Annotated in this window: 21 protein-coding genes, 1 tRNA gene and 1 pseudogene; 11 read left to right on the top strand and 12 right to left on the bottom strand. The window is 70.8% G+C overall.

Annotated elements, in window-relative coordinates; translation table 11 throughout:
* Positions 1–30 precede the first annotated feature (30 nt).
* On the top strand, positions 31–849 hold the full coding sequence (locus tag ACIOEW_RS09075) for an SAM-dependent methyltransferase (RefSeq protein ID WP_401962756.1): 819 nt from the start codon (positions 31–33) through the stop codon (positions 847–849).
* Positions 850–1,106: 257 nt separating this feature from the next.
* Here ACIOEW_RS09075 and ACIOEW_RS09070 read toward each other — a convergent pair whose 3' ends face one another.
* Positions 1,107–1,382 carry a hypothetical protein gene (locus tag ACIOEW_RS09070; protein ID WP_401962753.1) on the bottom strand — a complete coding sequence of 92 codons (276 nt, stop codon included), beginning with the start codon at positions 1,380–1,382 and terminating at the stop codon, positions 1,107–1,109.
* Positions 1,383–1,562: 180 nt separating this feature from the next.
* Between ACIOEW_RS09070 and ACIOEW_RS09065 the strand changes: the two genes are divergently transcribed.
* Positions 1,563–2,138: a M23 family metallopeptidase gene (locus ACIOEW_RS09065; protein WP_362541585.1), complete on the top strand. Its 576-nt coding sequence runs from the start codon at positions 1,563–1,565 to the stop codon at positions 2,136–2,138.
* A gap of 255 nt (positions 2,139–2,393) precedes the next feature.
* Here the strand turns inward: ACIOEW_RS09065 and ACIOEW_RS09060 are convergent, their stop codons facing one another.
* On the bottom strand, positions 2,394–5,300 hold the full coding sequence (locus tag ACIOEW_RS09060; RefSeq protein WP_401962749.1) for a BTAD domain-containing putative transcriptional regulator: 2,907 nt from the start codon (positions 5,298–5,300) through the stop codon (positions 2,394–2,396).
* Between the two features lie 277 nt (positions 5,301–5,577).
* On the opposite strand from ACIOEW_RS09060, the pseudogene ACIOEW_RS09055 reads away from it, so the two are divergent.
* Positions 5,578–5,788 (top strand): annotated as a pseudogene (locus ACIOEW_RS09055) (site-specific integrase); the annotation flags it as partial.
* Positions 5,789–5,890: 102 nt separating this feature from the next.
* Here the strand turns inward: ACIOEW_RS09055 and ACIOEW_RS09050 are convergent.
* Positions 5,891–5,964: transfer RNA gene (locus ACIOEW_RS09050), tRNA-Pro, on the bottom strand.
* Positions 5,965–6,092: 128 nt separating this feature from the next.
* Here ACIOEW_RS09050 and ACIOEW_RS09045 point away from each other — a divergent pair.
* From ACIOEW_RS09045 to ACIOEW_RS09035, 3 genes are all read left to right on the top strand, one after another.
* A complete protein-coding gene (locus ACIOEW_RS09045; protein ID WP_362541590.1) occupies positions 6,093–6,794 on the top strand; it encodes a transketolase in 702 nt (233 codons plus the stop codon).
* A 53-nt stretch (positions 6,795–6,847) separates the two neighbouring features.
* A complete protein-coding gene (locus tag ACIOEW_RS09040) occupies positions 6,848–7,750 on the top strand; it encodes a transketolase family protein (protein ID WP_401962746.1) in 903 nt (300 codons plus the stop codon).
* Between the two features lie 154 nt (positions 7,751–7,904).
* Positions 7,905–8,561: a carbohydrate-binding protein gene (locus tag ACIOEW_RS09035; RefSeq protein WP_401962743.1), complete on the top strand. Its 657-nt coding sequence runs from the start codon at positions 7,905–7,907 to the stop codon at positions 8,559–8,561.
* 34 nt (positions 8,562–8,595) lie between these two features.
* Here ACIOEW_RS09035 and ACIOEW_RS09030 read toward each other — a convergent pair whose 3' ends face one another.
* The 5 genes from ACIOEW_RS09030 to ACIOEW_RS09010 all read right to left on the bottom strand — a co-directional run bounded on the left by ACIOEW_RS09030 (position 8,596) and on the right by ACIOEW_RS09010 (position 15,953).
* The gene (locus ACIOEW_RS09030) at positions 8,596–10,794 is read right to left on the bottom strand and encodes a right-handed parallel beta-helix repeat-containing protein (protein WP_401962740.1); all 2,199 of its coding nucleotides are present in this window, start codon (positions 10,792–10,794) and stop codon (positions 8,596–8,598) included.
* Entirely contained in the window at positions 10,791–12,266 is a 1,476-nt protein-coding gene (locus ACIOEW_RS09025) for a M1 family metallopeptidase (protein WP_401962737.1), read from the bottom strand. The genes ACIOEW_RS09030 and ACIOEW_RS09025 overlap by 4 nt, the downstream gene beginning before the upstream one ends.
* Entirely contained in the window at positions 12,266–13,939 is a 1,674-nt protein-coding gene (locus ACIOEW_RS09020) for an extracellular solute-binding protein (protein ID WP_362541605.1), read from the bottom strand. Before ACIOEW_RS09020 ends, ACIOEW_RS09025 begins: the two co-directional genes overlap by 1 nt.
* 57 nt (positions 13,940–13,996) lie before the next feature.
* Positions 13,997–14,857, bottom strand: a complete 861-nt coding sequence (locus tag ACIOEW_RS09015) for a carbohydrate ABC transporter permease (protein ID WP_362542177.1) — start codon at positions 14,855–14,857, stop codon at positions 13,997–13,999.
* 82 nt (positions 14,858–14,939) lie between these two features.
* On the bottom strand, positions 14,940–15,953 hold the full coding sequence (locus ACIOEW_RS09010; RefSeq protein WP_362541607.1) for an ABC transporter permease subunit: 1,014 nt from the start codon (positions 15,951–15,953) through the stop codon (positions 14,940–14,942).
* Positions 15,954–16,292: 339 nt separating this feature from the next.
* Here ACIOEW_RS09010 and ACIOEW_RS09005 point away from each other — a divergent pair, with 339 nt between their 5' ends.
* The 5 genes from ACIOEW_RS09005 to ACIOEW_RS08985 all read left to right on the top strand — a co-directional run bounded on the left by ACIOEW_RS09005 (position 16,293) and on the right by ACIOEW_RS08985 (position 24,365).
* Complete coding sequence (locus tag ACIOEW_RS09005) at positions 16,293–17,279, top strand: hydroxyacid dehydrogenase (protein WP_401962733.1); 987 nt, start codon at positions 16,293–16,295, stop codon at positions 17,277–17,279.
* Positions 17,280–17,341: 62 nt separating this feature from the next.
* Positions 17,342–18,436: a LacI family DNA-binding transcriptional regulator gene (locus ACIOEW_RS09000; protein ID WP_362542180.1), complete on the top strand. Its 1,095-nt coding sequence runs from the start codon at positions 17,342–17,344 to the stop codon at positions 18,434–18,436.
* Positions 18,437–18,594: 158 nt separating this feature from the next.
* Positions 18,595–19,959, top strand: a complete 1,365-nt coding sequence (locus ACIOEW_RS08995; protein ID WP_401962730.1) for a M60 family metallopeptidase — start codon at positions 18,595–18,597, stop codon at positions 19,957–19,959.
* Positions 19,960–19,982: 23 nt separating this feature from the next.
* Entirely contained in the window at positions 19,983–22,394 is a 2,412-nt protein-coding gene (locus ACIOEW_RS08990) for a polysaccharide lyase 8 family protein (protein WP_401962727.1), read from the top strand.
* Between the two features lie 33 nt (positions 22,395–22,427).
* Entirely contained in the window at positions 22,428–24,365 is a 1,938-nt protein-coding gene (locus ACIOEW_RS08985) for a DUF2264 domain-containing protein (RefSeq protein ID WP_401962724.1), read from the top strand.
* 21 nt (positions 24,366–24,386) lie between these two features.
* Here ACIOEW_RS08985 and ACIOEW_RS08980 read toward each other — a convergent pair whose 3' ends face one another.
* From ACIOEW_RS08980 to ACIOEW_RS08965, 4 genes are all read right to left on the bottom strand, one after another.
* Positions 24,387–24,977 carry a GAF domain-containing protein gene (locus ACIOEW_RS08980; RefSeq protein ID WP_401962721.1) on the bottom strand — a complete coding sequence of 197 codons (591 nt, stop codon included), beginning with the start codon at positions 24,975–24,977 and terminating at the stop codon, positions 24,387–24,389.
* On the bottom strand, positions 24,974–25,543 hold the full coding sequence (locus ACIOEW_RS08975) for an ATP/GTP-binding protein (protein ID WP_362542183.1): 570 nt from the start codon (positions 25,541–25,543) through the stop codon (positions 24,974–24,976). Before ACIOEW_RS08975 ends, ACIOEW_RS08980 begins: the two co-directional genes overlap by 4 nt.
* 208 nt (positions 25,544–25,751) lie before the next feature.
* Positions 25,752–26,123: a DUF742 domain-containing protein gene (locus ACIOEW_RS08970; protein ID WP_148017001.1), complete on the bottom strand. Its 372-nt coding sequence runs from the start codon at positions 26,121–26,123 to the stop codon at positions 25,752–25,754.
* 2 nt (positions 26,124–26,125) lie between these two features.
* On the bottom strand, positions 26,126–26,560 hold the full coding sequence (locus ACIOEW_RS08965) for a roadblock/LC7 domain-containing protein (protein WP_350994283.1): 435 nt from the start codon (positions 26,558–26,560) through the stop codon (positions 26,126–26,128).
* Positions 26,561–26,565 lie beyond the last annotated feature (5 nt).

The following is a 26,565-nucleotide window of genomic DNA, read 5'->3' as shown; positions in this document are numbered from 1 at the left end:
GGCCCGCAGACAACGCATGAAGGGGAGCACATGACCACCAGGCAGGCCGGCCGCGATCTCGACACGAGCAAGGCGCACTCGGCCCGGATGTACGACTACTTCCTCGGCGGCAAGGACCACTTCGAGATCGACAAGGAGGCGGCCCTGGTCGCCGCCCAGGCGCACCCCGGCATCTACGTGACCGCGCGAGAGAACCGGGCGTTCATGCACCGGGCCACCCGGGTCCTGGCGCAGGAGCACGGCATCCGCCAGTGGCTCGACATCGGCACCGGCATCCCGACCGAGCCCAACCTGCACCAGGTCGCCCAGTCCGTCGCGGGCGACGCCCGCGTCGTGTACGCGGACAACGACCCGCTCGTCCTCAAGTACGCCGAACGCCTCATGCGCAGCACGGCACAGGGACGCACGGCGTACGTCGAGGCCGACATCACCGACCCCGATGCGCTGATGCGCTCGGTGGAGGACTCGGGGGTCCTGGACTTCGACCAGCCCATCGCCCTCTCCCTCAACGCGCTCATGCACTTCATCACCGACCCGCACGACCCGTACGCCATAGTCCGCCGGCTGCTCGACCCGCTCCCGGCGGGCAGCGCCCTTGCCATGAATCACTGCACGCCCGATTTCGACCCCGTCACCTGGAACAAGGTCGCGGAGGTCTACACCAAGTCCGGGTCTCCGGTGCAGTTCCGTTCGCACAGCGACGTCCGTCGCTTCTTCGACGGACTCGACCTGGTCGACCCCGGCATCTGCTGCTGCCACCGCTGGCGGCCCGCCGAGTCCGCCACGCAAGAGCCGGAGATCGCTGACGCACAGATCAGCCTGCTGGCGGGCGTGGGCATCAAGCGCTAGGGCTCTCCTTCGGATCATGCCTGACCCCGTGAGCCCGGCATGGTCCGAAGGAGAGGTCCTGGGCCCTCGGGCGTACACAAGATCACGGCCGCCGGGGCGGCGCTCCCCGCCCGCCTCGGCACGGCCGACGGACCGCGCTTCCTGCCGGGCCCGATCGTCGTGACCCCCAGGAGTGAGGTCCACCCGCATTACCTGCAGGTGCGCGGTGCTGATGTGGATCAGCCGCGGGCGGATCGGCCGACGCCGGAGTCGCCCGGTCATTCCAGGCCGCATTCGTTCTTCGCGCTCTGGAACATTCCTCGATCTTCCAGGGCATCCGGCGATCCGCACGAGATCGGCGACGGTGGCGTCCGAGGGGCGGATGCGAGGAAGCAGGCGAGTTCGTCGGGCTTGGTGATGCTGCGGCGTGCGAGCAGCCAGCGTTGCCGGGTGGGCTCGTCGCCGTCGAACTCCCAGACCGCCGGCAGTCGGGCCGCAGCCCAGTCGTAGAGCCGCGGTCCTTGGCACCGTCGCCGCAGGAGAGTCGCTGCCATGCCTCGTTGGGGCCCGGCCAATGAGGTGCTCGATGCGGGGGCCGTGGACCTGCCGGGACTTCGGCACGGCCACGACGTAAGACATGCCGCGACTTCGTCGACGGGCGGAATGTATCCGCTTTGTATGCCCGCCTCCTTGAATCGCCGTGTCACCCGACGCAGGACGACAAGGGGAGAACCATGCACAGGAATTTCCGCCGGTCGCTGATCACCATGAGCGCGGTCGCGGCCACCGTGTTCACCGTTCCAACCGCTGTCGCGGCGCCGGTCGTGAACTCGTCGGAAGCCGCCATTGCCGCACGGCCCGCCTTCAAGATGCCCTTCGAGTGCAACCAGACATGGCTCGGCAACAACTGGTCGGGGCACAGTCCCGCGCACTCGATCGACTGGAACCACTACGACGCGAACGGCACCCCGGACGACCTGGGACGCCGGGTGTTCGCCAGTGCCGGTGGCACGGTCCTCGAGTCGTACTACTCGACGGGCGCCGGATACGGGAACACGATAGTCATCGGTCACGGGGGCGGCTGGCAGACACGGTACGCCCATCTGAGAACTCGTTCGGTGGCCGCGGGCGCCACTGTGAACGTGGGCCAGCTGATCGGCGAGGTCGGCAACACCTCGGCCCTCTACGACATCTCCCCGCACCTCCACTACGAGCAGAAGCTCAACGGAGCGGTCGTCGTCGCGGTCGTCCAGGGTGTCACGTGGAGCGACTACCTCAGGCGCAACCAGGTCAGCAACAACAGATGCTGACACACCGCCGGGTGTCGGCGGGAGGACCGACCGGCACCCGATGACCCCCTGTGCCAGGTGCGGGTGCGACGGCGGTCGCACCCGCACCTGTTTCCATCGGCGCCGCTCAGAGGCTATCGGGTGGCCCGGGATCCGAATGGGGACGCGGTCCGGTGCGTGCGGTTCCAAGGCGGAGGAGGAAGGCGACGCGGCGCGGCGCCGACCGGCGACAGAGCGGAAAGCGTGCGTGCCAGGGCGTGACCGCCCGGTCGGAGGTCACCCGACAGCCTCTCTGCGCATAGAGCGGAGTTTGGCGTCCACCGGCCCGGCCTCGTCGGGCAGGCCCAGGCGGCGCCAGATCGCGAGGGATCGATGGAAGTAGTGCCGCGCAGTCTGCTTGCGGCCGGTCGCGTCGTGCAACTCGCCCAGCAGGCCCGCCACCCGGGCCTCGGCGCGGCGGTCCCCGAGCTGCTGCTGCACAGCGAGTGCACCGATCAACAGTGCCGACGCCTCACCGGCGTCGCCCTGCCGCAAGCACAGTTCCGCGATGCTCTGCTGCACGTACGCGGCGCAGTGCAGGTCCGCCAACTCGTCGAAGATGCCGAGGGCTCGCTCCAGCTCGCCACGCGCCGCCTGCGGTTCGCCACGCAGTTCGTGCAGCACTGCGACCCTGCGGCGCACCTGTGCCTCGCGGTGCCGGTCCCCATCGGCACAGGACAGCTCCAGGGCCCCTCGCAGCCAGCCGGCCGCGGCCTCCGGGTCCTTGCGCTCCAGCCAGACGGAGGCGATCGCGTTGCGTGCCACCGCCTCGCCGTGCCGGTCGCCGTGCGCGGCGAAGTCCTGGAGCGCGGTGGTGAACGTCCCGAGCGCGGCGCCGAGATCACCCATGATCCGGTGGACCGAGCCGGACCCCACCGCGGCGATCGCCTCCCCCGTGGGGTGTCCGAGCTCAGCGAAGAGCGCCCTGGCCCGATCGAAGGAGGCGAGCGCGTCCGGGTACCTGTCCTGGTAGAGATGAAGCTGGCCGAGGTTGCGCAGCAGGGCCGCAGCCCTGACATCGTCGTGGTGCGGCATGGCGTCGAGCACGAGCCGGTGGGTCCGCAGCCAGTCCCCGTAGTAGCCGCGCATGTCGAAGAAGCCCGCCAGTTCGATCGCCAGGTCAGCGGCCCTGTCGGTCCGCCCGAGCCGGACGGCGGCGTCGACGACGGCGACGAGGTTGCGGTGCTCGCTCTCGAACCAGTCCACGGGCCGGGCGCGCACCATGGGGACGAGATCGTGCGCCGGTCCGTCCGGCAAGCCCCGCTCGTCGGGCTCCCCCAGCACACCGAGGAAGCGGGTGGGCATGGCAGCGTTGGCGGAGCGGGCGAGGGCGGTGAGCGCGTCTATGACCCGCAGGCGCCGCCGCAGCCGCATCTCCTGATTGTCCGTCAGGACCAGTTCCCGGGCGTAGCACCGCAGTAGGTCGTGCATGCGGTAACGGTTCAGGCCGAGACGGTCTCTGCCGACGACTTCGACGAGGTGTTCGTCGAGCAGGGTGTCCAGACCCCCCGCCGTCTCACTGTCGCACCCCGTCGCAGCGGCGACGAGCCAGCCCGGGACGGCGTCGCCGGGCAGGTCTCCGAACGTGCGGAAGGCGGTGGCGGCGGGCTCGGGCAGATGGCGGTAGCTGAGTTCGGCGCCGGCCCGCACCTCCAGCTCGCCGAAGCGGACCGCCCCGAGGCGACCGCGCTCGTCGCGCAGCGAGTCGGCCAGCGTGCCGACGCTCCAGCCGGGCCGGTTCACGAGCCGGGCGGCCGCCATCCGCACCGCCAGCGGCAGTGATCCGCACTCGGCGAGGACACGGTCGGCGTCGGCCCCCTCCCGGCGCAGCCGGTCCGCGCCGACTATGGCCCCGAACAGGGCGCGGGCGTCATCGTGCCGCATCAGCCCGAGCGGGCAGGCGCGCGCCGGCAGGCCGGGCATCCGGCGCCGCGAGCTGACCAGCACCGCCGAACCGCCGGAGCCCGGGAGCAGTGGGCTCACCTGTGCGCTGCCCAGGGCGTCGTCGAGCACGATGAGGAATCGCCGCTGGGCCAGGCGGGAACGGAACATCGCGGCGCGTTCGCCCGGTTCACCGGGTATCGCACTGTCGATGACGCCCAGGCCGCGCAGCATCTCGGCCAGGACGTCCGCCGGCTCACGGGGGCATTCGCTCGTTCCGGCCAGGTCGACGAAGAGCTGCCCGTCTGGGAACACGTCACGCACGCGGTGGGCGACATGCACGGCCAGCGTGGACTTCCCGACACCCGGCGGCCCCGACACCGCCGCGACCACGGGCTGCCGGCCAGCGGTGGACAGTAATTCCTCCAGGTCGGCGACCTCGACGGCGCGTCCGGTGAAGTCGGGTATGTCCATCGGGAGTTGACAGACGGACACGGGCGTTGCCGCGCGATGGCGGCCCGGGTAGCCGTTGACCTCGGCGCCGATGGCCCGCAGCGGTTCGCTCGGCTCTATCCCCAGCTCGGCGGCGATCACCTGCTCGGCCTCGGCGTACGCGGACCGCGCCTCGGCACTGCGGCCCGCGTCGTTCAGCGCGTGCACGAGCATCCGCCACAGGTCCTCCCGCAGAGGGCTCTCGGTCAGCCGGGACCGCAGGGCGGAGACCAGGTGGGCGTAGTCCCCGAGCCGGAGCCGTAACTCGAGGCATTCGTCGACAGCGATGGACCGCAAACCCTCCATGCGCGTGATGGCCGGGTCCCACACCACGCTGGAGGGCACGTCCTGGAGCACCCCGCCGCGCCACAGCCCCAAGGCCATTTCGTAGGCACGCAGTGCCGCGGCGTCCTCGCCGCGGTCGCGGGCGGCGCGGGCCGCGGCGAGCTGCTGCTCGAAGAGCAGCATGTCCACCTCCCCCGGCTCAATGCCCAGCGAGTAGCCGGAGGGCTCGGTACGCAGTCCGCCGACCGCCGTGGGGGGCAGCCGCAGCCGCAGCGTCCGTACGTACGTGCGCACGTTGGCGACCGCGGACCGAGGTGCGCCACCGGGCCACAGGACCTCCGTCAGCAGGTCCAGCGAGACGAAGCCGTTCGGCTGGAGCAGCAGGGTCGCCAGTACGGCCCGGGGCTTGGCCCCGCCGATCCGTACCGGGACACCGTGCGCCCTCACCTGGAGCGGCCCCAGGACTCCGAATGTCGGCTCCCTCACCGCAGTCCTCCGTGGTTTCGGTAACTTCGGTGCAGCGTAACGATGTTCGAAGCCCCTCCTGACGAAATCCGGGTGACGACTCCCACTCGATCCGTTCAGCGCTCGCCGCCGATCTCGACGCGTGGGTCAGACTGCCCACCCGGCACCGCGCCCGCCAGGGGTACGGCCCCCTGGCGGAACGCTCCTGAGGACGTTCGTTCAGGCCCGATGGTCCATGGCTGGACCACCGTGGATGCTGCTCCGTGGGGCCGACACGGGCGGCCGGGCGCGCGGCTCACTACGCCGCCATGACCTCCGGCACACCGGATTGACCTGGTTCGCCGACGCCGGAGCCCAAGTACACGTCCTCCGCAGGATCGCTGACCACCACCGGGCGCTACCTGCACCCGGACGTACACAGAAACACGGCCGCCGGGGCGGCATTCTCGGCCCACTTCAGTGTGCTGCGCGCACCGCGCTCACTGCCGAGCCCGATCGTCATGACCCGCCGACCGCGGTCAAGGACGCCGGTCCCCAACCGGTCCCCAAAAATGATCAAAGGCCGGTTTCGGATTGCTCCGAAACCGGCCCTGATCTACGACTGTCTCCAGTCGGGACGACAGGATTTGAACCTGCGACCCCTTGACCCCCAGTCAAGTGCGCTACCAAGCTGCGCCACGTCCCGTTGCCCGCCTGACCTGGGGTTTCCCCCTGGCTGAACGCGCATGAGAACAATACCGCACTTCAACCGGTGGTCACGAACCCCTTTGGCCGCTTGACCTCAACCACGCTTGATGTTGAACGCTGAGCGGCATGACGAACACGACCGCCGCAACGGCGCCCGCATACCGCGACCTGCCCCGGCTGATGAGCCTGATGACCGGCGACGAGAAGCACGGCCCAGCCGCCACCTCGACCCTGGACGCCCTGTGGGTGCTGTACGACCGGGTTCTGCGGGTGACCCCGGAGACCGCCGACGCACCGGACCGGGACCGTTTCCTGCTGTCGAAGGGGCACGGGCCGATGGCGTACTACGCAGTCCTCGCCGCGCACGGATTCTTCGACGAGGAGCTGCTGGCGGGCTTCGGCTCGTACGGATCGCCGCTCGGACACCATCCCGACCGGCTGCTGGTACCCGGCGCCGAGATCGGAAGCGGGTCGCTGGGGCACGGGCTGCCGCTCGCCGTGGGGAGCGTGCTGGGGCTGCGGGCCCAGGGGCTGACCGGACCGCGGGTGTGGGTACTGACCGGTGACGCCGAACTGGACGAGGGCAGCAATCACGAGGCGATCGCCTACGCGGGCCCGGCCGGCCTGGAGCAGCTGCACACCGTGGTCATCGACAACGCCTCGGCGACGTACGGCCGCCCCGGCGGGATCGCCGACCGGTTCGCGACAGCGGGCTGGTCGGTCGCGTCGGTGGACGGGCGGGACCACGAGGCGCTGTACGCGGCCTTCACCGCACCGCACCCCGGGCAGCCGAGGGCCGTGGTCGCCCGGGTCGCCCCCAAGCGCTGAGCCGTAGCACGAAGAACCGACGAGACCCCGAGCCGAAGAAGAGGAACACCCCCATGGACACGATGCGTGACCGCTTCATCGCCACCACCACACGGCTGCTCGACGAGGACCCCCGCCTGGCGCTCGTACTGGCGGAGATCAGCCGCGACGGATTCGGCCGGGCCGAGCAGGACCATCCCGACCGGGTCGTGAACGTCGGCATCCGGGAACAGCTGCTCATCGGGGCCGGGGCCGGGATGGCGCTCACGGGGATGCGACCGATCGTCCACACCTTCGCGAGCTTCCTGGTGGAGCGGCCGTTCGAGCAGGTGAAGCTGGACTTCGGCCACCAGGGGGTCGGCGGAGTGCTGGTGAGTGCCGGGGCCTCGTACGACTGGCCGGCCGGCGGGTTCACACATATGGCACCCGGGGACGTGGCGCTCATGGACACCCTGGACGGCTGGACCGTGCACGTTCCGGGCCATCCCGACGAAGCCGAGACGCTGCTGCGGGAGGCGGCCGCCGGGGACGGCAGGGTCTACGTACGCCTGTCGTTGCAGTCCAACGACCGGGCGCGCCCGGCCGGCGGGACGGGCGGGTTCACCAGCGTGCGCGAGGGAACGGGCGGCGTGGTGATCGCGGTCGGACCGATGCTCGACAACGTGCTCACCGCGACGGAGGGCCTCGACGTGACCGTGCTGTACGCGACCACCGTGCGGCCGTTCGACGGCGAGGGACTGCGCCGGGCGGTCGGTGACCGGACCACCGCCGACGTCGTGATCGTCGAGCCGTATCTGGCCGGCACCTCGACGGGCGCCGCCAACGACGCGCTCGCCGCCGTCCCCCACCGGATCCTGGGACTCGGCGTGGCCCGCGAGGAGCTGCGGCGGTACGGGCAGATGGACGAGCACCTCGCGGCGCACGGTCTGGACCCGCGCGGCCTGCGGGAGCGGATCGGCGGCTTCCTGGGCGAGTGAAGCGGCGGGTGAGGGCGACGGAGGAGGCGGGTGAGGCCGCGGACGTGGGCCGTACCGGCCCATTGACCCCGCCGAAGGCGTGAACCTACGCTGGGCAGCGCACTCGGAAAGCGCTTTCTACCCTCCTCGGAACCTACCGCACAGGGAGCGCCCAATGAACTGTCGCCCCTCGATCCGTGGCGTCCTGCGGAGCCTGTTTCCCCCGCGCGACCTGCTTCCGGCGGCGGCCCTCGCCCTCTGCCCGGCACTCACCCTCTGCCTTTCGGCGAGCTCGTCTCCCCCGGCGCACGCCACCCCCGCGCGGGCCCCCGCCCTGGTCCCCGTCACCTGGCCGCAGCCCGCCTTCCGCGAAGCGGAGTGGTTCACGACGACCGGCGGGGCACACGGCGGAGCGGTGACGGAGAACCGGGCCGACGACTCCGGCGGGCGGCGGATCACGGAGATCGAGGACGGCGACTGGATCGATCTCGGCGCGCTGTCACCCGGTAACGCCGACTCGGTGACGGTCCGCGCCGCCTCCGGCGGCATCGGCGGCGCGGTCGAATTCCGGGCCGGGTCGCCGGCCGGGCCGCTCCTGGGCAGCCTCGCCGTCCCGTTCACCGGCGGATGGGACCGCCCCGCGTCGCCGACGGCCCGGCTGACGGGGGCCAGGGGCGGGGTACGGCTGTTCGCCGTGTTCACCAATCCCGCGTGGCGGGCGGGGGCGGCAGACCTGTTCGCCATCGACTGGTTCCGCTTCGACGGCCCGGCGGACGGCGACGCACAGACCGCGTCGCGCGCGCCGGCACCGCCGGAAGCCGGACCGGCCTGAGAGGCCGGTCCGGCTTCCGTGTGCTGTGCGGGTGTCAGGAGTGGATGAGCACCTGCGCGAGAGCCACCCGGCCGGTGCCGGAGGTCACGATCCTCACCGTGCGGGTCCGGCTGTCCAGGTTCACCAGCGTGGGACGCAGCGCCTTCCCGCTGACGTGCACCGTCCCTTCGTCCGTCACGATGTCGAAGTCGGCCGTGGTGGAGGAGGAGTTGTTCCAGACCTCGACCTGGCGGATGTGCCGGACGCTGCCGAGGTCCACCTGCCACCAGGCACCCGCCTCGGAGAGCGTGCGGGTGTCCGTGTTGGTGTCGGCGTCCAGGGCGAGTGCCGCCGTCGCCGTGCCCTCGGTGGAGGACTGGGTGGCCGTACCGGTGCGCGCGAGGTCGGTGCGCAGTTGCTCGACCGGACCGCTGCGGGCACCCGCCCCGGCGGCTACGGCGAGCGCTTCGGCGGGCAGCCGGTCCAGCCCGGTGAGGTTGTCCGTCATGACGGAGCCGCGGCCTGCGAGTGCGGGTGCGGCGGTGTCGGTCCAGTTGTCGCGCGCGGTGTTCTCGATTCCGTAATCCGCCCAGTTGGAGACCCACTTGTAGCCGATGCGGGTGATGACGTTCTTCTCGACAGTGATGTGCGAGGACTGTTCGTCGAGGTAGATTCCGTTGCCGTCGCGCTCGGTGTTGCCGTACGCGGAGCGGTTGATGTAGTTGCCGCTCAGGACGGTGCCGGGCTGGGCGCCCTGGGTGTAGATGGCGCCGCCGTCGTGCTGCTGCTGCGCCACCTCCATGACGTCGGTGATGCGGTTGTCGGTCACCTTGTTGTCGCGCAGCACGGACGTCTGCGCCTCGGTCTGGTTCCAGCCCCAGCCGACGGAGATCCCGGAGTACGGGAGGTGGTCCAGGCTGTTGTGGTCGACGGTCAGCTCTGCCTCGTAACCCGCCCAGATGCCCACCGCGTCGGTGTACTCGACACCGGTGCGGCTGATGGTGTTGTACGCGACGGTGTTGCGCTCCCCGGTGAGTTCGGCGCCGGGCATCGGCTCGGTGTCGCCGACGTACACCGCGCCCGAGGACAGGTCGGTGAAGGACGAGCGGGTCACGGAGCTGTCCTTGGTGCCGGCTTCCAGGACCGCACCGGTCCCGCCGAGATGGGTGAAGCGGGTGTTGTCGATGCTCACCCCCCGGCCGCCGCGGACGGTGACCGCGGCGGCCGGCTTGGTGTAGAAGCGGCCCGCGTGGTCGACGGGGCCGGTGGCTCCGGTCAGGGTGAGACCGGCCTGCATGCCCGCATAGCCCTCGTCGGTGCCGGGCTGGCGGTACGCCGCATACGCGAAGCCGATCCCGCTGACGGTGACGTCGTGGGCGCCGTCGACGACGAGCAGCTGTTCGGTGTGCGGAGTGACAGCCTGCGCGTGGCGCATGTTCTGGCCCTTGCGCGGCAGGTAGGTGACCGTGCGGTCCGTCGAGTTCCAGACGAATTCGCCCGGCTGGTCAAGCAGTTCGGGGGCGTTCTCGAAGAAGGCGACGCCGCTGTAGCGGCTGGAGTCGACGGTGGTGGAGTCCCAGGCGGGTCCGGTGCGCCCGGTGCCGCTCGCCGAGTTGGTCCAGCAGGGCTGGGCGAAGGTCATGGTGTCGCCGCTGACGCCCGCGATGCGGCAGTGGTAGTTGCGCCAGCGGACGCGGATGACGGCCTCGGCGTCGGTGGGGCGCTGCCACCGGTCGATTCCGGTGGCGGTGGCGCCCGTCATACCGGTCCTGGTCGCGTCGCACGTGGCGGCCGCGCAGGCCTCACCGCGGGCAGGGGTCGCGCGCTTGCCGTCGACGAAGAGCTGACGCGGGGTGACGCCGGCGGGGACGCCGGCGCTCCAGGTGCCGTCGGTGTTCTGCCGCCAGCCCGTGATGTCCTGCCCGCCGGAGAGGACGGGGCGGGCGCCGGGGGCCGCGGTCCAGGTGACTCCTGAATCGGCGGCGCCGAGCTTCAGGGGTTCGCCGAGCCGGTACGTACCGTCCATGAGGAGTACGCGGACCTCGCGTCCCGTCACCGTGCGGGCCAGGTCGCGGGCCGCTTCCGGGGCGCAGGGGCGGACGACGGTGCAGGAGGTGCCGCGGCCGTCCGGGGCCGCGTACAGCGTGCGGGTGCCGGGTGCGGCCTGGGCGGCCGGGACCGCGAGGAGGGCGGTCAGGACGGCGGCGGTGGCGGCAGCGGCGGTTCCTCGTACGACGTTCACGGTGCGGTTCACGCGGTGGCCTTCCAGTCGGGGTGGCCGGGCATGGGAGGGTTGACGGCTCCGAAGAGCCAGTCGCGCAGGAACGGGTCGACGGACCGGTCGCCGGTGACGTCGACGGCGTGCCGGATGAAGGCCTCACTGGTGTACGTGGAGTCCTTGAAACGCTTCACCCACGCGCGCATGACCCTGTCGAACGACGGCAGGCCGATCTGCAGGCTCAGGGCGTACAGGACGAGTGCGCCGCCGTCGTAGATGTTCGTGCCGCCGAGCGCCTTGGGCAGTCCGGGCGGGCCGTCGGCGGCGCGGACCGCGTCGAGCTTCTCGTACGTCGACTTCATCTTGTCGGCGAAGACGGACCAGCCGCGCTCCTCGCCGTACAGACCGGCGTAGTACACCGCGGGGCCCTCGTTGAGCCAGGCCTGCTGCCAGTCGTTCGGGGTGACGGAGTCGCCGAACCACTGGTGGACGAGCTCGTGGACCATGGTGGTCTCGTAGCCGGGCTGCCCGTTGGCGTTGAGTTTGAACCAGTTGGTGGAGAACAGGGAGAGGGTCTGGTTCTCCAGGGCGTCGGTGTAGCCGTCGTAGATGTGGACGCCGTAGACGGAGAACGGATAGCGGCCGAACTTCGCCTCCAGCCAGGCGAGATGGTCGGGGGTACGGGCCACGATCGGGCCGTACTTGTCCTCCTGGCCCTGCGGGACGATGTGCCGCAGTGCCAGGCCGCGGTGGCTGCTGCCGTACAGGTAGGTGCCCTTGACGACGGCGATGCCGATGAGTTCGGTCGCCATGCGCTCGCGGAGGGCGAAGTGCCAGACGGTGGAGCCGTCGGCGCGCGGGGTCCGGTGGGTCAGCTCGCCGTTGGCGGTGGCGACGAAGCCCTCGGGGGCGCTGATGTGGAAGGTCCACGTCGCCTTGTCGGACGGGGTGTCGTTGCAGGGCAGGAAGGTGTCGGCGCGCGAGGACTGGGCGGCCGAGGCGAAGCCGCCGTCGGTGCCGAACTTCCAGCCGGTGAGGCCGAGTCGGGGCGCCTTGCCGTTACCCCGGTAGTGGATCTCGGTGGTGAACGCCTGACCGTCGTGAAGCGGGCGGGCGGGTGTGACGGTCAGCTCCTGGCCGCTCTTGCCGGGCGTGAGCGCCCAGGTGGCGGCGCGGCCGGCGACGGTGACGGAGTCGATCGTGTGGCCGTCGGTGTCCAGGTTGAAGGCGGAGAGGTCCTGGGTGGCCTTGGCACTGATCCTCACGGTCGCGGTGAAGTCGTACGTCACCGGGGTGAAGTCGAAGGTCAGGTCGTAGTGGACGACCTGGTAGCCGCCGTTGCCCAGGGTCGGGAAGAGCGGGTCGCCGACTCCGTCGGAGCCGGGCCTCGGGTCGAAGCCGTGCGGCCGGGCGGAGGCGGGCGAGCCGAGCACGGGTACGGCGACGGCCGCGGCGACCGCCGCCCCGCCGAGTCGGAGGGCCGTGCGTCTGCTGGTGGGAGCGGTCATCACTTCTTGCCCTTCTGGAAGGCTTCCTCGAACTCGCCGCGGGCCTGCTCGCCGCCCTTGGCCAGGTAGTCCTTGACCAACCGGTCGTAGGCGGACATGGGCTTGCGGCCGGCGATGATGTCCTTCAGCGCGTCCTGCTTGAGCGTGTAGAGGCTGCCGTAGCCCTTGGAGTCCCAGGTGGGCGAGGAGTACTGGAGCGTGGGGTCCGGCTCCATGAGCGGGATCATCTTGGTGAAGGCGTCGTGCACATGGCGGACGCCCTGCTCCGAATCGGCGCTGAAGATCGCGGGCACGGCGGAGGCCATGAACTTCCAGGGCACGGTGACGTCCTGGGTGCCCTGCTTGGTGAGCGCGGGGTTGCCCTTGGCGTCGCGGGTGAAGTCCTTGCCCTCGACCCCGTAGTTGATGAGGGTGTACTCCTCGCTCCCGAACGGCGAGGCGGCGAAGTCGGCCAGCGCGAGTACCTGCCGCACCCGCTCCTCGGACGCCTTCTTGACGTGGGTGTTCTCCAGCTTGACGTTGTCCATCCAGGCGACGGGCGCGGAGCCGAACGGCACGAAGGGCCTCGGGTCGTACTTCTCGTCGATCGCCTTCATGGCGGCGATGTAGCCGACGCCGGGTGCCAGATAGGTGGGCATGCCGTCGTAGACGTAGGCGCCCTTGCCGTTCTTGAACATGTCCGTGTACTGGGCCTTCTGTGCCCCGGACATCTGGAGGGTGCCCGGGTAGAAGCAGCCCGCCTCGTAGAGCGACCGCGCCGTCTCGACCGCCTTGCGGAACTCCGGGGTCTCCAGGTCGGTGGTGAACTTCCCGGTCTTGGCGTCCATCCGCCAGGAGTACGGCGCGCCGGCCGACATGGCGAGGACGTTGGTGACGCCCGCGATGATCGCGTACTGGTCCTTCTTGGGCCGGGTCAGCTCCTTGCACGCCTCGACGAACCGGTCGAGGCCGGTGATCTGGTCGAGGCTCGTGATGCCGATCTCCTCGAACAGATCGTGCCGGTAGAAGCCGGCACCGCCGGTGCCCGTGCGCGCGATCGGGATGCCGAAGAGCTTTCCGCCGAAGATCGCGGCCTGCCAGGCACCCTTCGGGATCGCGGCCAGGTTCGGGTAGTCCTTGACCTTGTCGCCGGCGAGGTACGGGGTCAGGTCGGCGCACGTGGCCTGGAGGAACCCGGACTTGTTGTCGACGCCGCCGACCTCGGGGTACATGAAGAGGTCGGGAAGGCTGTCGCTGGCGACCATGGTGGAGAACTTGGTTCCGTAGTCGTCGGCGGGCACGGCGGTGATGTTCACCTGTCCGCCCAGGAGCTTCTCGATCTCCTGCCAGGCGGCGTTCTTGCCCCGCGAGGGCGGCGGCGGGGAAAAGGTCTCCATCGTCGCGCTGATCGGCTTCGCCCCCTTGAGCGGGGTGTCGCCGGTGGCGCGCAGCGGCTTGGCCGGGTAGCTGAAGAATCCCTGTGGGACGCCGGTGGCCGTCCCGGCCAGATCGGGCTTGAGGCCGATGTTGCGGACCGCGGAGTCCGGGAGCAGCGAGGCGCTCTTGGCCTCCGCCTTGGCCGTCGTACCGCCGTCGCCGCAGGCGGCGAGCAGCGGAGCGGCGGCCAGTCCCAGACCGACGCCCGCACCCATGCGGAACAGTGCTCTGCGATTGATGGGGGTGGAGCTCGACACCTGAATCTCCTTGGAAGTGGGAGAGGGGGAGGAAGGAGTGGGGGGCGGTGGCTGTGCTCAGCCCTTGACGGCGCCCGTGAGCACGCCCTTGGTGAAGTAGCGCTGGAGGAACGGGTAGACGCAGAGGATCGGGACGACGGCGATCACGAGAACCGCCATCTGGACGGCCTGCTGCGGAGCGAGCACCTCGCCGGCGGATGCGGCGTTCAGGCTCTGTCCCTGGAGGACGTAGGTGCGCAGCACCATGGGCAGCGGCCATTTGTCGGAGTCGTTGAGGTACAGGAGCGAGTTGAAGAAGGCGTTCCAGTACGTCACCGCGTAGAAGAGGCTGATCACGGCGAGGACGGCCTTGGACAGTGGCAGGACGATCCGCACCAGGATGCGGAAATCGCCGGCACCGTCGACCTTCGCCGCGTCGTACAGCTCCTCCGGCAGGTTCATGAAGAAGGACCGCAGGACGACCAGGTTGAAGGCGCTGACCAGGGTGGGCATGACGAGCGCCGCGTACGTGTCGTACAGGCCGAGTCCCTTGACCAGCAGGAAGTTCGGGATGATGCCGGCGTTGAACAGCATCGTGAACAGGGCGGTCATCAGGATGAAGCGGGACCCGGTGACGTCACGGCGGGAGAGACCGTACGCCATGCCGACGGTGACGAGCAGGCTGGCGAGGGTGCCGAACACGGTGATGCCCACGGAGACCAGCAGCGCCCGGGTGACGACGCCGCCGGTGAAGATCGTGCGGTAGGCGTCCAGGGTGGGGTGGTCCGGCCACAGGACGAGACCGGAACTCTTGATGATGTCGGTCTGCGAGGCGAAGCTCGTGCCGATGACGCCCACGAGCGGGTAGGCGACCGCGAGTACGACCACCACGACGGCTACCGCCTTGGCGGTCTGGCCGATGCGGGTCGGCCGCTCCATCCACGGGGGCCGGCCGTCGGACTTGCGTACGGGAGCGGGGCGGGGCGCCGGTGCGGTACTCCGGGTCTTGGCGCGCGTCTTCTCAGCGGTCAGCACCGCGGTACACCCCTTCGTGGCCGAGCCGGTGGGCGAACTTGTTCGCGCCCAGCACGAGTGCGGTGCCGATGACCGCCTTGACGAGTCCGACGGCGGCGGCGACGCCCCAGTCGTTGTCCTTGATGCCGTGGTAGTAGACGTAGGTGTCGAGGACTTCACCGGCGTCCGGGCCGACCGCGTCGCGCTGGAGCAGGACCTGCTCGAAGCCGACGGAGAGGATCTGCCCGAGGTTGAGGATCAGCAGAAGGATGAGAACGGGGGCGATGCCCGGCAGCGTCACGTGCCACAGGCGGCGCCGGGGGCCGGCGCCGTCGATCGCGGCGGCCTCGTACTGCTGCCGGTCGATGTTGAGCAGCGCGGCAAGGATGATGATCGTGCCCCAGCCGGCGTCCTTCCAGGCCACTTGGAGGGTCAGTAGCCAGGGGAAGGCGTCGGGGTCGCTCATCATGTCGTAGCGCGGCAGGCCCATGCTGCCGAGGAGGTCGGGCAGCACCCCGGCGCCGCCCAGGATCTGCTGGAAGATCGAGACGATGATGACCCAGCCGATGAAGTGCGGCAGATAGACGACGCTCTGCACGAAGCGCCTGATGCGGTCACTGGCGATGCTGTTGAGCAGCAGGGCCAGGGCGATCGGCACCGGGAAGAAGAAGACCAGCTGGACGAGTGCGATCTCCAGCGTGTTGAACGTCGCGCTCCAGAAGGCCGGTTCGGTGAACGCCGCGGAGAAGTTGGCGAAGCCCACCCAGACGCTGTGCATATAGCCGAGGTACGGCTGGTAGTCCTGGAACGCCACCACGTACCCGAGCAGCGGGACGTAGTGGAAGACGACGAAGTAGAGCAGGCCGGGCAGGGTGAGCAGCAGCATCACCCGGTCGCGCTTGATCCGCTGCCCGAGCGTCAGCCGGCGTGCGGCGACGACGGCCGGGCCGGGCGGCGGGGTGGGTTCTTCGACCCGCTTTCGCCGCTTTTCCCGCGGCAGCGGGGGTGCTGTGTCAGCCATGGTGCGTCCTGTTCGGCTGGGTGGCGCGTGGTGAGCCTTCTGCGGCCGCAAGTTAGTAAGCGGTTAACCCCAGCGTCAAGAGATCCGGGCGAACGTCTTTGTTGCGCGATGCCTCAGAGAGGAAATCCGAGCCCTCGATAGCCTTCATACCGGTACAAATGCGACGGTTCTCCGGAAGGAGAGCTTGACGGTCGCCCTCCAGGCTCCTTAGCGTGCCGGTCATTCCATAGAACGCGATTACTGTCCGGAGGCAGGGTGCGAACCACCGAAGAGGCGCCGGCTCGTTCCGGTACCGATGCTGCGGCCCCGCCCGAAAGGCGCCCGCGCACGGTCCTGGTCATGAGCCACGGGCTGCTGGACGACGTCTTCCCGCCCTCTGTCCGGGCACGTCTCGAGGAGACCGCAGAGCTCCTCGAGCCGTCCCTGATCAGCGAGTTCGACTCCCCCGGCGCCGCGCGGGCGCTGGCCGAAGCGGAGGTACTGCTGACCGGCTGGGGGTGCCCGCCGGTGGACGCCGGTCTGCTGGACCGGACACCGCGGCTGCGGGCCGTGATCCACGCGGCCGGCACGGTGAAAACGTTTCTGTCACCGGCAGCGTTCGACCGCGGGATCGTGGTTTCCTCGGCCGCCGCGGCCAACGCCGTGCCGGTGGCGGAGTTCACCCTGGCCGCGATCATCATGGGTGCGAAGCGGGTGTTCCCGCTGGCGGGGCTCTACCGCGCCCGCCGCACCCACCGCACCGGGGCCGACCTCGACCGGCAGCACTGGCTCGGTACGCACGGGCTGACCGTCGGAGTCGTGGGCGCGTCCCGGATCGGCCGCCGGGTGATCGAGCTGCTGCGGGTCCTGGACGCCCAGGTGTTGCTGTACGACCCCTATGTGAGCGACGCCGAGGCCGAGCTCCTCGGGGTGACCCGCGCGGACCTGGACACCCTTGTGGCGACCAGCGACGTGGTGACCGTCCACGCCCCGGACACCCCGGAGACGCGGGGCATCATCGACGCGCGCCGGATCGGCCTGATGCGCCCCGGCACCCTGCTCGTCAACACGGCACGGGGCACCCTGGTGGACACCGAGGCGCTGACCGGCCACCTGGTCAGTGGGCGGCTCGACGCGGTCCTGGACGTCACGTCGCCCGAACCCCTGCCCGCCGGTCACCCGTTGTGGGACCTGCCCAACGTCTTCCTCACTCCGCATCTCGCGGGCGCCCAGGGCAACGAGGTGGGCCGGCTCGGAGCGCTCGCCGTCGACGAGCTGGCGCGGTACGCACGGGGTGAGCCCTTCGGCCATCCGGTGCACCGGGCCGACCTGGGGCGGATCGCATGAACACCGACCCGCGGCAGGCTCTAGGCTCGGCGTCACACAACAGCCACCAGGGGGTGAGCCGGATGCGCCGGCAGAGCACGGCCGCGGACGGACCGCGGCGAGCGACGGTCACCGACGTCGCACGGCGCGCAGGCGTCTCGACGGCCACCGTCTCCCGCGTCCTGAACCGCAACTACCCCGTCGCGGAGGCGACCCGGGAACGGGTCGAGTCGGCCATGCGCGAGCTCGGCTACGTGGTCAACGCGCACGCCCGCGCACTGGCCGGTGTCTCCAACCGCACCGTCGGCATCATCGTCAACGAGGTCATCGACCCCTTCTACGCCTACATCGCACGGGGGGTGGAACGGGAGGCGGCGCTCGGCGGACGGCTCTGCCTGGTCTGCTGCACCCAGGGCGACCCCCAGCGCGAGCTGGCCTTCATCGACCTCATGCACGAACGCAGGGCGGACGCGGTGGTGGTGGTCGGCGGATCGATCGCCGACCGCGGCTACACCTCCGAGCTGGCCCGCCGGGCCCGCGAACTGGACGCGGGCGGCTCCAAGCTGGTGCTGTGCGGACGGCCACCCCTGGGCGAGGCCGCACCCACCGCGGCGGTCGAGTACGACAACGAGGGCGGCGCCTTCGCCATCACCGACCACCTGCTGATGCAGGGCCACGAGCGAATCCTCTACCTCGGCGGCCCGCCCAAGCTCTCCACCACCCGTGACCGGCTGGCCGGCCACCGGCGCGCCCTGGAGCTGAGGGGCATCGCCGTCGATCCCGATCTGGTCCAGCCGGGCGCCTTCAGCCGTAACTTCGGCTATCGACGGATGGCCGAACTACTGCGGGACGGACCGGAGTTCACCGCCGTCTTCGCTGCCAACGACGTGGTCGCCGCCGGTGCCGCCCAGGCCCTGGAGGAGGCCGGTGTGCGGGTACCCAAGGACATCTCGCTGGTGGGATACGACGACATCCCCGTCGCCCAGGAGCTGCGACCCCGGCTGACCACCGTCCACGTGCCGCTGGAGGAGATGGGCCGCCAGGCCGTACGGCTCGCCGTCTCGGGCGGGGACGAGGACGACTGGCGCGAGCCGACGACGGGCGCGCTGCGGCTCGGCACCCACATCGTGGTACGCGATTCCGTGGCGCCTCGGGCCGGCAGGTCCAGCCGTATGTGACCGGTTACTTCCTGCCTGTCCGCAGTTGGCCATAGTAAATGACAGTAACTTCCCGACTCCTCTTGCGGCTCGACAGCAACCGCTTACATGCTGATGGAACGCCCCACCCCGCTCCGCACGCTTCCGCCCCTCATTCGTTTCTGCAGGGAGAGTTCCGCATGCGTAAGTTCACCTCCTCCAGCCCGGTTTCCCCCTCGGTCGGCCGCCGCGCCGTCCTCGCCGCAGGCGCGGGTGCCGGAGCGGTGGCCGCACTCGGCGCCACCGCCACCACCGCACAGGCCGCAGCCCGCCGCCCCGGCATCCGCCCGGTCTCGCTGACCGTCACCGCCCGCCCCGCCGCCGAAGCCGAACGGCTGAGGCTGGCGCAGGCCCTGCGCGGCTCGGAGTTCCGGCCGACCGGCCTGTACGCCCCCGCCGGCACCCCGCTCTCGCTCACCGTCCAGCCGTACGACGGCCTGGTGCCCACCCTCTGGATCGGCGCGTGGGACTACTACGGCGAGATCACCGAACCGCGCAGCTACCCGCTCACCGCGGGCGCCAACACCGTGACCGACCCGCACGGCGGCCCGGTCTATCTGACGCTCACCGGGCAGGGCGAGCGTGCGGGCGTGCTGTTCCGTTCCGGCACCGTCCCCATGCCGGTCTTCACTCTGGGCAGCACCACGGAGGCCGGGTACCAGGACCAGCTCGACACCCTGACCACCTCGCCCTGGGTGGAGCTCCACGGCCCGAACACCATCATGACGCTGACCCGCGAGGGCGCGCTGCTGTACCGCGGCGAGGACCATGCCGCGCTGCTCCGGCTGGTCGAGACGATCATCGACTCGCACGCCCGGATCAGCGGGCTGGACGGCTCGAAGCCGGTGCACCGTCGCAAGGCGGGGCCGTACCACTTCACCGAGGTCAGCAAGGTGCCCACGGGCGTCGGGGCCTACGCCACACACGGCTACAACGGATTCCCGAGGGCCTATCTCGACCGGGCCACCACCGTGGAGGGACTGCGCACGCGCGGCTGGGGGCTCTACCACGAACTCGGCCACCTGCACCAGCAGATGGCGTACAAGGCGGGTGGCATGACCGAGGTCACGGTCAACATCTACTCGCTGGCCGCCCAGCGCACGCTCAATCAGCCGTCCAATCTGCTCACCGTCGACCCGGTGACCGGGCTCACCGCCTTCCAGACCTCCCGGGCGAAGTTCGGCACGGCCGGGCTGACGTACGAGAAGTCCTTCGGCGCGTACGAGAAGCTGGTGCCGCTGCGTCAGCTGGAGCTCGCCTTCGGGGACGACTTCTGGCCCCGGCTGCACAAGCTGGTGCGCGAGGAGAACCCGCAGTCGGACTACACGGAGAACGCCAAGCGGTACCGGGCGCTGGCCACCTACTCCAGCCGGATCGCGGGCTACGACCTGACCGACTTCTTCGTGAACACCTGGGCGTTCCCGATCGACGCCGTCGGCAAGGCCGAACTTGCGGCCCTCAACCTGCCGCAGCCGCCCGTCGACCCGAGCACCCTCAGCGACTGACCGAGCACGAAGAAGGAGTCACCATGCAGCTGAGCAGAAGGACCCTCCTGGCCGCGGGCGGCGCCACCGTGTCCGGAGTCCTGACGGCGGGCGCGGCGCGGGCCGCGGAGGCGGAAAACGCGGCGCAGGACGCCGAGATGGATTTCGACGGTTTGCTGGCCCGTGCCGAAGCCCTGCTGACCGGAGGTGCGTTCGACCCGTCGGACCCCGACTTCGCCGCCGGGGTGGCCGCACTGGACGGCACGGCGAAGGGGCTCTGGGACACCCTGGACCGCAGTGCGGGCCGCACCGCGCTGTGGACCGATCTCGCCCCCCTCACCGCTCCGGGGAACTTCGGGCAGAGCTATACGCGGCTCCGGACGCTCGCGACCGCATGGGCCACGCCCGGCACCTCACTGTCGGGCAGTGCGGAGGCGGCGGACGCCGTCGTCTCCGCACTGCGGTTCACCTACGACACCGCCTACCATCCGGCCGCCCGGGAGAGCGGCAACTGGTGGTTCTGGGAGATCGGTGCGCCGCGTGCGCTGATGGACACCTGCGTCCTGCTGCGCGGGCGGCTGACGGCCGGCGACCTCGCGGACCACCTGGCGGTCGTCGACCGCTTCTGCCCGGACGCCGACCGTCGCACCAACTCCCCCACCCTGTCCGAGACCGGCGCCAACCGCACCGACAAGGCCGTGATCGTCGCGCTGCGCGGGCTGCTGGGCAAGGACGCCACCAAGGTGGCATCCGCCCGCGACGCACTGTCCGACGTACGCGACGCCGGACGCAACAGCCTTTTCCGTCTGACGAGTTCGGGTGACGGGTTCTACGAGGACGGCTCGTTCGTCCAGCACGACGTGGTCGCGTACACCGGCTCGTACGGCACCGTGCTGCTCGGCGGGGCCGCCTACCTGCTGTCCCTCCTCGCCGGCTCTCCGTGGGCGGTCGCCGACCCGAAGGTCTCGGTGATGTACGACGCCGTGGAGCGAAGCTTCGCCCCGGTGATCTTCGACGGGCTGATGATGGACGCGGTGCGCGGCCGCGCCGTGTCCCGGGAGCGCGCGGGCGACCACCGGGACGGCGCGGCAGCCGTCGCGGCGATCCTGCTCCTGGCCTCGGGTGCACCGGCGGACCGGGCGGACCGTTGGCGCGCCCTGGCCAAGGGCTGGCTGACGCGCAACCGCACCACCCCGTTCGCCACCCTGGTCACTCTCCCCCAACTCGCCCTGGCCAAGGCCGTACTGAACGACCCGGACACCCCTGCCGAGGCCCGCACCACAGGCAGCTTCGTCTTCGCCGACATGGACCGCGTGGTGCACCGCCGGCCCGGCTGGGCGTTCACACTGTCGCTCTCGTCCAAGCGCATCTCCGCGTACGAGGCGGGCAACGGCGAGAATCTGCACGGCTGGTACACCGGCGACGGCATGACGTACCTGTACGACGGCGACAGCCTGGGGCAGTTCAACGACGGCTTCTGGCCGACCGTCGATCCGTACCGGCTCCCCGGCACCACGGTCGACACGCGTGAGCGCGCCGATCTCGGCACGGGCGGCGGGACCTCCACCTACCGGCCGGCCAACGCCGTCGCGGGCGGAGCCGTGCTGGACGGCCGGCACACGGCCGCCGCGATGGAGGTGGCCGGCGCCGAGGGCAGCACCCTGCGGACCAGGAAGGCGTGGTTCCTCCTCGACAACGCGGTGGTCGCCCTCGGATCGGGCATCACCGCGAGCGACGGCCGGACGGTCGAGACGGTCGTCGAGAACCGCAGCCTCGGCGCGAACGGTCGCCACCGTCTGCTGGTCGACGGTGTGCCGCAGCCCGTTGAGCAGGGCCGGGCGGCCGCATTCGACCGGGCCCGATGGGCGCATCTCGACGGCACCGGCGGCTACGTATTCCCCGGCACGGCCGCCCTGCGCACCCTGCGCGAGCAGCGCACCGGCACCTGGCGGTCGGTCAACACCGGAGCGGACACCGGGGGCAGCACCGACCCGGTCACCCGGCGCTACGTCACGCTCTGGGTGGACCACGGGATCTCTCCCACCGACGCGGGTTACGCCTATGTGCTGCTGCCCGGCGCGTCGGCGGCGGCCACCGCGGTGTGGGCACACTCCCAGCCGGTGCGGATCGTCGCGAACGACGCCACCGCGCAGGCTGTGGAGGACCGCAGGACCGGACTGACCGCGGTGCACTTCTGGGGCGCCGGTTCGGCGGCCGGGATCACCTCCTCCGGTCCGGCGACGGTCCTCGTACGGCGGCGGGGCGCGCATGTCTCCGTCGCGGTCGCCGACCCTGGCCGGACCCAGACCGTGGTCTCGGTCGGACTTCCCTTCCGTGTCCGGTCCGTGGCGTCATCCGACGACACCGTGATCCTCGCTCCCGGACCCCGGCCCGTCCTCACCGTCGCCGTCGGCGGGTCCCGGGGCCATACGCACCGCGCCGAACTCGTCCGGTAACCACGCACACCGATTCCTTGGAGCAGCACCACCATGTCCGTCGCCCCGCATCTGCATCTGCCGCCGACCGACCGGATCCTGTCGTCACGAACCGGCTGGACCCGGGCCCACTGGGAGGCGACCGCCGACCGGATGCTGGACGCGCTGACGCCGTACGCGACCCCCGGATTCGCGCAGTACCGGCTGCCGGGCCGCGGCAGCTGGTCCGGGGTCGTGTCCGACGGTCTGGAGGGGTTCGCCCGGTCGTTCCTGCTCGCCGCCTGCCGGATCGCGGGCGCGGGCGGGGCGGTCGACCCCGCGCTGACCGAGCGGTACGCGGCCGGTCTCGCGGCCGGTACGAACCCCGCGAGCGGTGAGGCCTGGCCGCGTCTGACGGACTGTTCGCAGCAGATGGTGGAGGCGGCATCGGTCGCCGTCGCACTCCACGAGACCCGGCCGTGGATCTGGGACCGGCTGGACGCGAAGGTTCAGGAGCGGGTCGTCGACTGGTTCTCCGGTTTCGTCGGCGGCCGCACCTGGGACAACAACTGGCGGCTCTTCCAGGTGGTGTCCGAGCAGTTCCTCGCCTCGGTGGGAGCCCCGTACAGCGCCTCGGACATCGACGAGGGGCTGGACAGGATCGAGGACTGGTACGTCGGTGACGGCTGGTACACCGACGGGGACGGCAGTAACTTCGACTACTACATCGGCTGGGCCATGCATCTGTACCCGCTGCTGTGGGCCCGGATCGCAGGCCCGGACGGCGACGGCGGCCGGTCCGCTGTCTACCGGCAGCGGCTCGGCCGCTATCTGGAGGACTACCAGCACTTCTTCGGCGCCGACGGCGCCCCCGTCCACCAGGGCCGTTCCCTCGCCTACCGGTTCGCCGCGCTCGGCCCGGTGTGGATGGGGGCACTGTCCGACTGCACCCCGCTGGCGCCCGGTCTGACCCGCCGGCTCGCCTCCGGCACGCTGCGGCACTTCGCGGAGCGCGGGGTGCCGGACGAACGTGGACTGCTGACACTCGGCTGGTACGACACCTTCCTGCCGTCCACCCAGCCGTACTCCGGTCCCGCGTCCCCGTACTGGGCGAGCAAGGGATTTCTCGGCCTGCTGCTTCCCCCGGACCACGAGGTGTGGACCGCGCGCGAACTCCCGCTGCCCGTCGAGGAGTCCGACACCTACACCGCGCTGCCCGCGCCCGGCTGGCTGCTGCACGGCACCCGGCACGACGGCATCGTCCGACTCGTCAACCACGGCAGTGACCACAATCCGCCCGCACCCGGCCCCGCGGACATCGAGGCGGGCGCCGATCCGGACAAGGACACGGGCGAGGACGATCCGCACTATGCGAAGTTCGCCTACTCGACGGCGACGGCACCCGAGTCCGCCCCGCACGCCCTGGCCCGCACCATCGACGGCCATCTCGCACTGATCGCCCCGGACGGCACTCCGTCCCGGCGCCGCCGGATCCATCCGCTGCGCTGCGAGGACCGCGTCGCGGCCTCGTGGTCGGCGGCACGGCTGCCAGGTGACGAGCACGCCTACCGCATCGAGACGACGAGTGTGCTGCACGGCCCGTGGGAGATCAGGGTGCACCGGGTCGAGGCGCCCGAGGGAGCGGTGGTCCGGGAGGGCGGTTACGCGGTCGCGGACACACAGAGCCCGTTCGCCTCGTCGGGGCCCGACTGGGCCCTCGCGCGCACGGCCGAGGGGCTGAGCAGTGCGCTGGTCGCGCTGCACGGCTGGGACGGGGGTGTGGACGGCGCCGCCGTGGCGCGCGACGTCGAGTCCAATGCATACGGCCCGCACTCGGCGGTCCCGTATCTGCGCAGCGCACCGCATACGGGCGGCCGCAGCGTCCATGTCTCGCTCGTCGTGCTGTCCCGCGACAGCGTTCATCCCGAGGCGCTGCGCACGGCCGTGCGCGTGCGGGTGGACGGTGACTCGGTCGTGCTCACCTTCCTGGACGGCCGCACGGTCGAGGCCTGACCGCGGCCTGTTGTCGGGCGTTCAGAGCCCGAGGGTGTTCTCCTCCCGCTGGTGGATGTGCCCGACGAGCTCCTGCGCCAGGGACTTGATCGTGTCGAGCCCCGCCCGCCCCCACGGGCGGGGCACGATGTCGACGGCGCAGACGGCACCCAGGGCGATGCCCGTACGGTCGATGAGGGGCGCTCCGAGGTAGGAGCGGATACCTATGTCGTCGACGACCGGATTTCCGGCGAAGCGCGGGTAGTCGCACACGTCCTCCAGGACCAGCGCCTTCCGCCGGACGACGACGTGCGGGCAGAAGCCGTGATCGATGGCCACATACCGGCCCCTGCGGCCGCTTCCGGCCGCCGCGGCCCCCAGGTCTGAGCCCTTCCAGGTGCCCGCCGGGGTGTGCAGCCCGGCGAAGAACTGGCGATTCCCGTCGATGAAGTTGACCATCGAGAAGGGCACCTCGGTCACTTCGGCCACCCGGTCGGCGAAGGCGTCGAAGTTGTCGAACGAGACATCGGACCGCTCGCCCAGGCCGAGGCTGCGCAGCCGCTGGGTCCGGACCCGGGCGTCGCCGTCGACGGGCGTCAGCAGCAGCCGTCCGAGGGCGTTCGGGGTCGTCACGTACGGGCCCCGTAGCTTCCGTAGCCGGTCAGCGGGGCGGCTTCGGCGGTGGCGTTGATGAGGTGCTGGACCAGGGTGACCAGCGCGCCGGTGCCTGAACTCGCGATGCGTGCGTCGCAGATGACGACCGGGACCGCCGGCGCGAGGTCGAGGGCCGCCCGCACCTCCTCCGGGCCGTATCGGTACGCGCCGTCGAACTCGTTGACCGCGACGATGAATCCGATCCCGCGCCGTTCGAAGAAGTCGACGGCCGCGAAGCACTCCTCCAGCCTCCGGGTGTCGGCGATCACGACCGCTCCGAGGGCGCCCTGGGAGAGTTCGTCCCACATGAACCAGAAGCGCTCCTGTCCGGGCGTGCCGAACAGATAGAGCACATGCTGCTCGTCCAGCGTGATGCGGCCGAAGTCCATCGCCACCGTGGTGGAGGTCTTGGACTCGATGCCTTCGAGGCTGTCCGTCGCCACACTGACCTGGGTCAGCAGCTCCTCCGTACTGAGGGGCGCGATCTCGCTGACCGCGCCGACGAACGTCGTCTTGCCGACGCCGAAACCGCCCGCCACCAACACCTTGAGCGCGACGGGGAATCCCTCTGAGCTGCCGGGGGCCTCCCCGTATCCGGACGCGCCGGGGACCTCCTCGTGTCCGGACGCGCCGAACCCGTCCCCGTGCGCCGTTCCGCCCGGCGGGGACGGGTACCCGCCGCCCGGGGCGTCCGCGTATCCGACGTGTCCGGGGCTTGCGGTCCCCGCGTACGGGTCGGAGCCGTTGAAGCCGTCAGAGCTGTCGTCGTAAGCCATCGAGCACTGCCTCCAGCAGGGATCGGTCGGTGGGCATGTCATGGAAGGCCGGCGGGTGCGCGGTGACCGCGCCGCAGTCGACGAGGTCCGAGAGCAGGACCTTGGTGACGACCGCCGGCAGCCGCAGGTGTGCGGCGATCTCGGCCACCGAGGTGGGACCGCCGCACAGCCCGAGCGCCACGGAATGCTCGGGTCCGAGGTGGGTCTGCGGGACGGTCCCGGTGGCCATCACCAGGGAGAGCAGATCGAGCACGGTCGTAGGACGGGTGCGGCCGTTGCTCACGGTGTAGGGGCGGATGAGGCGGCCTGCCGCATCGTCGAGCAACGGCCCGTCCTGCGTGGCCGGCACGGTCACAGCCCCGTGGCGCCCGGCACCCCGGCCGCTTGTCTCGTCGGGGTCATCAGATAGGGCCGGACGCTCTTGACCAGCATCGTCATCTCGTAGCCCAGCACGGCGGCGTCGGCGTTCCTCCCGGCGAGCACGGCCAGACAGGTGCCGGAGCCGGCGGTGGCGACGAACAGGAGCGTCGAGTCGAGCTCCACCACCACCTGGCGGACCTCTCCGTTGTCCCCGAACCGGGCCCCGGCACTGCGGCCGAGCGAGTACAGGCCGGCAGCCAGCGCGGCCATGTGGTCGGCGCTGTCGGCGTCCATGCCGTGGAGGGATTTCACCAGCCCGTCGGCGGAGAGCAGGACCGCGCTGCGCGTGTACGGCACGCGCTGTACCAGCCCGCTCAGCAGCCAGTCGAGGTCCGAGACCTGACCGGACGGCATATCGGTCGCCATGGTGC

The organism is Streptomyces sp. NPDC087901, assembly GCF_044742205.1.
Lineage (GTDB): Bacteria > Actinomycetota > Actinomycetes > Streptomycetales > Streptomycetaceae > Streptomyces.
The sequence above is the reverse complement of the archived record's forward strand: the minus strand, read 5'-3'. Positions and strand labels throughout refer to the sequence as shown.

What these genes read in the sequence shown, in the direction of transcription:
- ACIOEW_RS09000 (WP_362542180.1), top strand. Translation starts at nt 17,342, where the DNA reads ATGCGCCGGCAGAGCACGGCCGCGGACGGACCGCGGCGAGCGACGGTC.
- ACIOEW_RS09040 (WP_401962746.1), top strand. Translation starts at nt 6,848, where the DNA reads ATGGACACGATGCGTGACCGCTTCATCGCCACCACCACACGGCTGCTC.
- ACIOEW_RS08965 (WP_350994283.1), bottom strand. Translation starts at nt 26,560, where the DNA reads ATGGCGACCGATATGCCGTCCGGTCAGGTCTCGGACCTCGACTGGCTG.
- ACIOEW_RS08995 (WP_401962730.1), top strand. Translation starts at nt 18,595, where the DNA reads ATGCGTAAGTTCACCTCCTCCAGCCCGGTTTCCCCCTCGGTCGGCCGC.
- ACIOEW_RS09075 (WP_401962756.1), top strand. Translation starts at nt 31, where the DNA reads ATGACCACCAGGCAGGCCGGCCGCGATCTCGACACGAGCAAGGCGCAC.
- ACIOEW_RS09065 (WP_362541585.1), top strand. Translation starts at nt 1,563, where the DNA reads ATGCACAGGAATTTCCGCCGGTCGCTGATCACCATGAGCGCGGTCGCG.
- ACIOEW_RS09005 (WP_401962733.1), top strand. Translation starts at nt 16,293, where the DNA reads ATGAGCCACGGGCTGCTGGACGACGTCTTCCCGCCCTCTGTCCGGGCA.
- ACIOEW_RS09010 (WP_362541607.1), bottom strand. Translation starts at nt 15,953, where the DNA reads ATGGCTGACACAGCACCCCCGCTGCCGCGGGAAAAGCGGCGAAAGCGG.
- ACIOEW_RS09015 (WP_362542177.1), bottom strand. Translation starts at nt 14,857, where the DNA reads ATGGAGCGGCCGACCCGCATCGGCCAGACCGCCAAGGCGGTAGCCGTC.
- ACIOEW_RS09025 (WP_401962737.1), bottom strand. Translation starts at nt 12,266, where the DNA reads ATGACCGCTCCCACCAGCAGACGCACGGCCCTCCGACTCGGCGGGGCG.
- ACIOEW_RS09035 (WP_401962743.1), top strand. Translation starts at nt 7,905, where the DNA reads ATGAACTGTCGCCCCTCGATCCGTGGCGTCCTGCGGAGCCTGTTTCCC.
- ACIOEW_RS09045 (WP_362541590.1), top strand. Translation starts at nt 6,093, where the DNA reads ATGACGAACACGACCGCCGCAACGGCGCCCGCATACCGCGACCTGCCC.
- ACIOEW_RS08990 (WP_401962727.1), top strand. Translation starts at nt 19,983, where the DNA reads ATGCAGCTGAGCAGAAGGACCCTCCTGGCCGCGGGCGGCGCCACCGTG.
- ACIOEW_RS08985 (WP_401962724.1), top strand. Translation starts at nt 22,428, where the DNA reads ATGTCCGTCGCCCCGCATCTGCATCTGCCGCCGACCGACCGGATCCTG.
- ACIOEW_RS09070 (WP_401962753.1), bottom strand. Translation starts at nt 1,382, where the DNA reads ATGGCAGCGACTCTCCTGCGGCGACGGTGCCAAGGACCGCGGCTCTAC.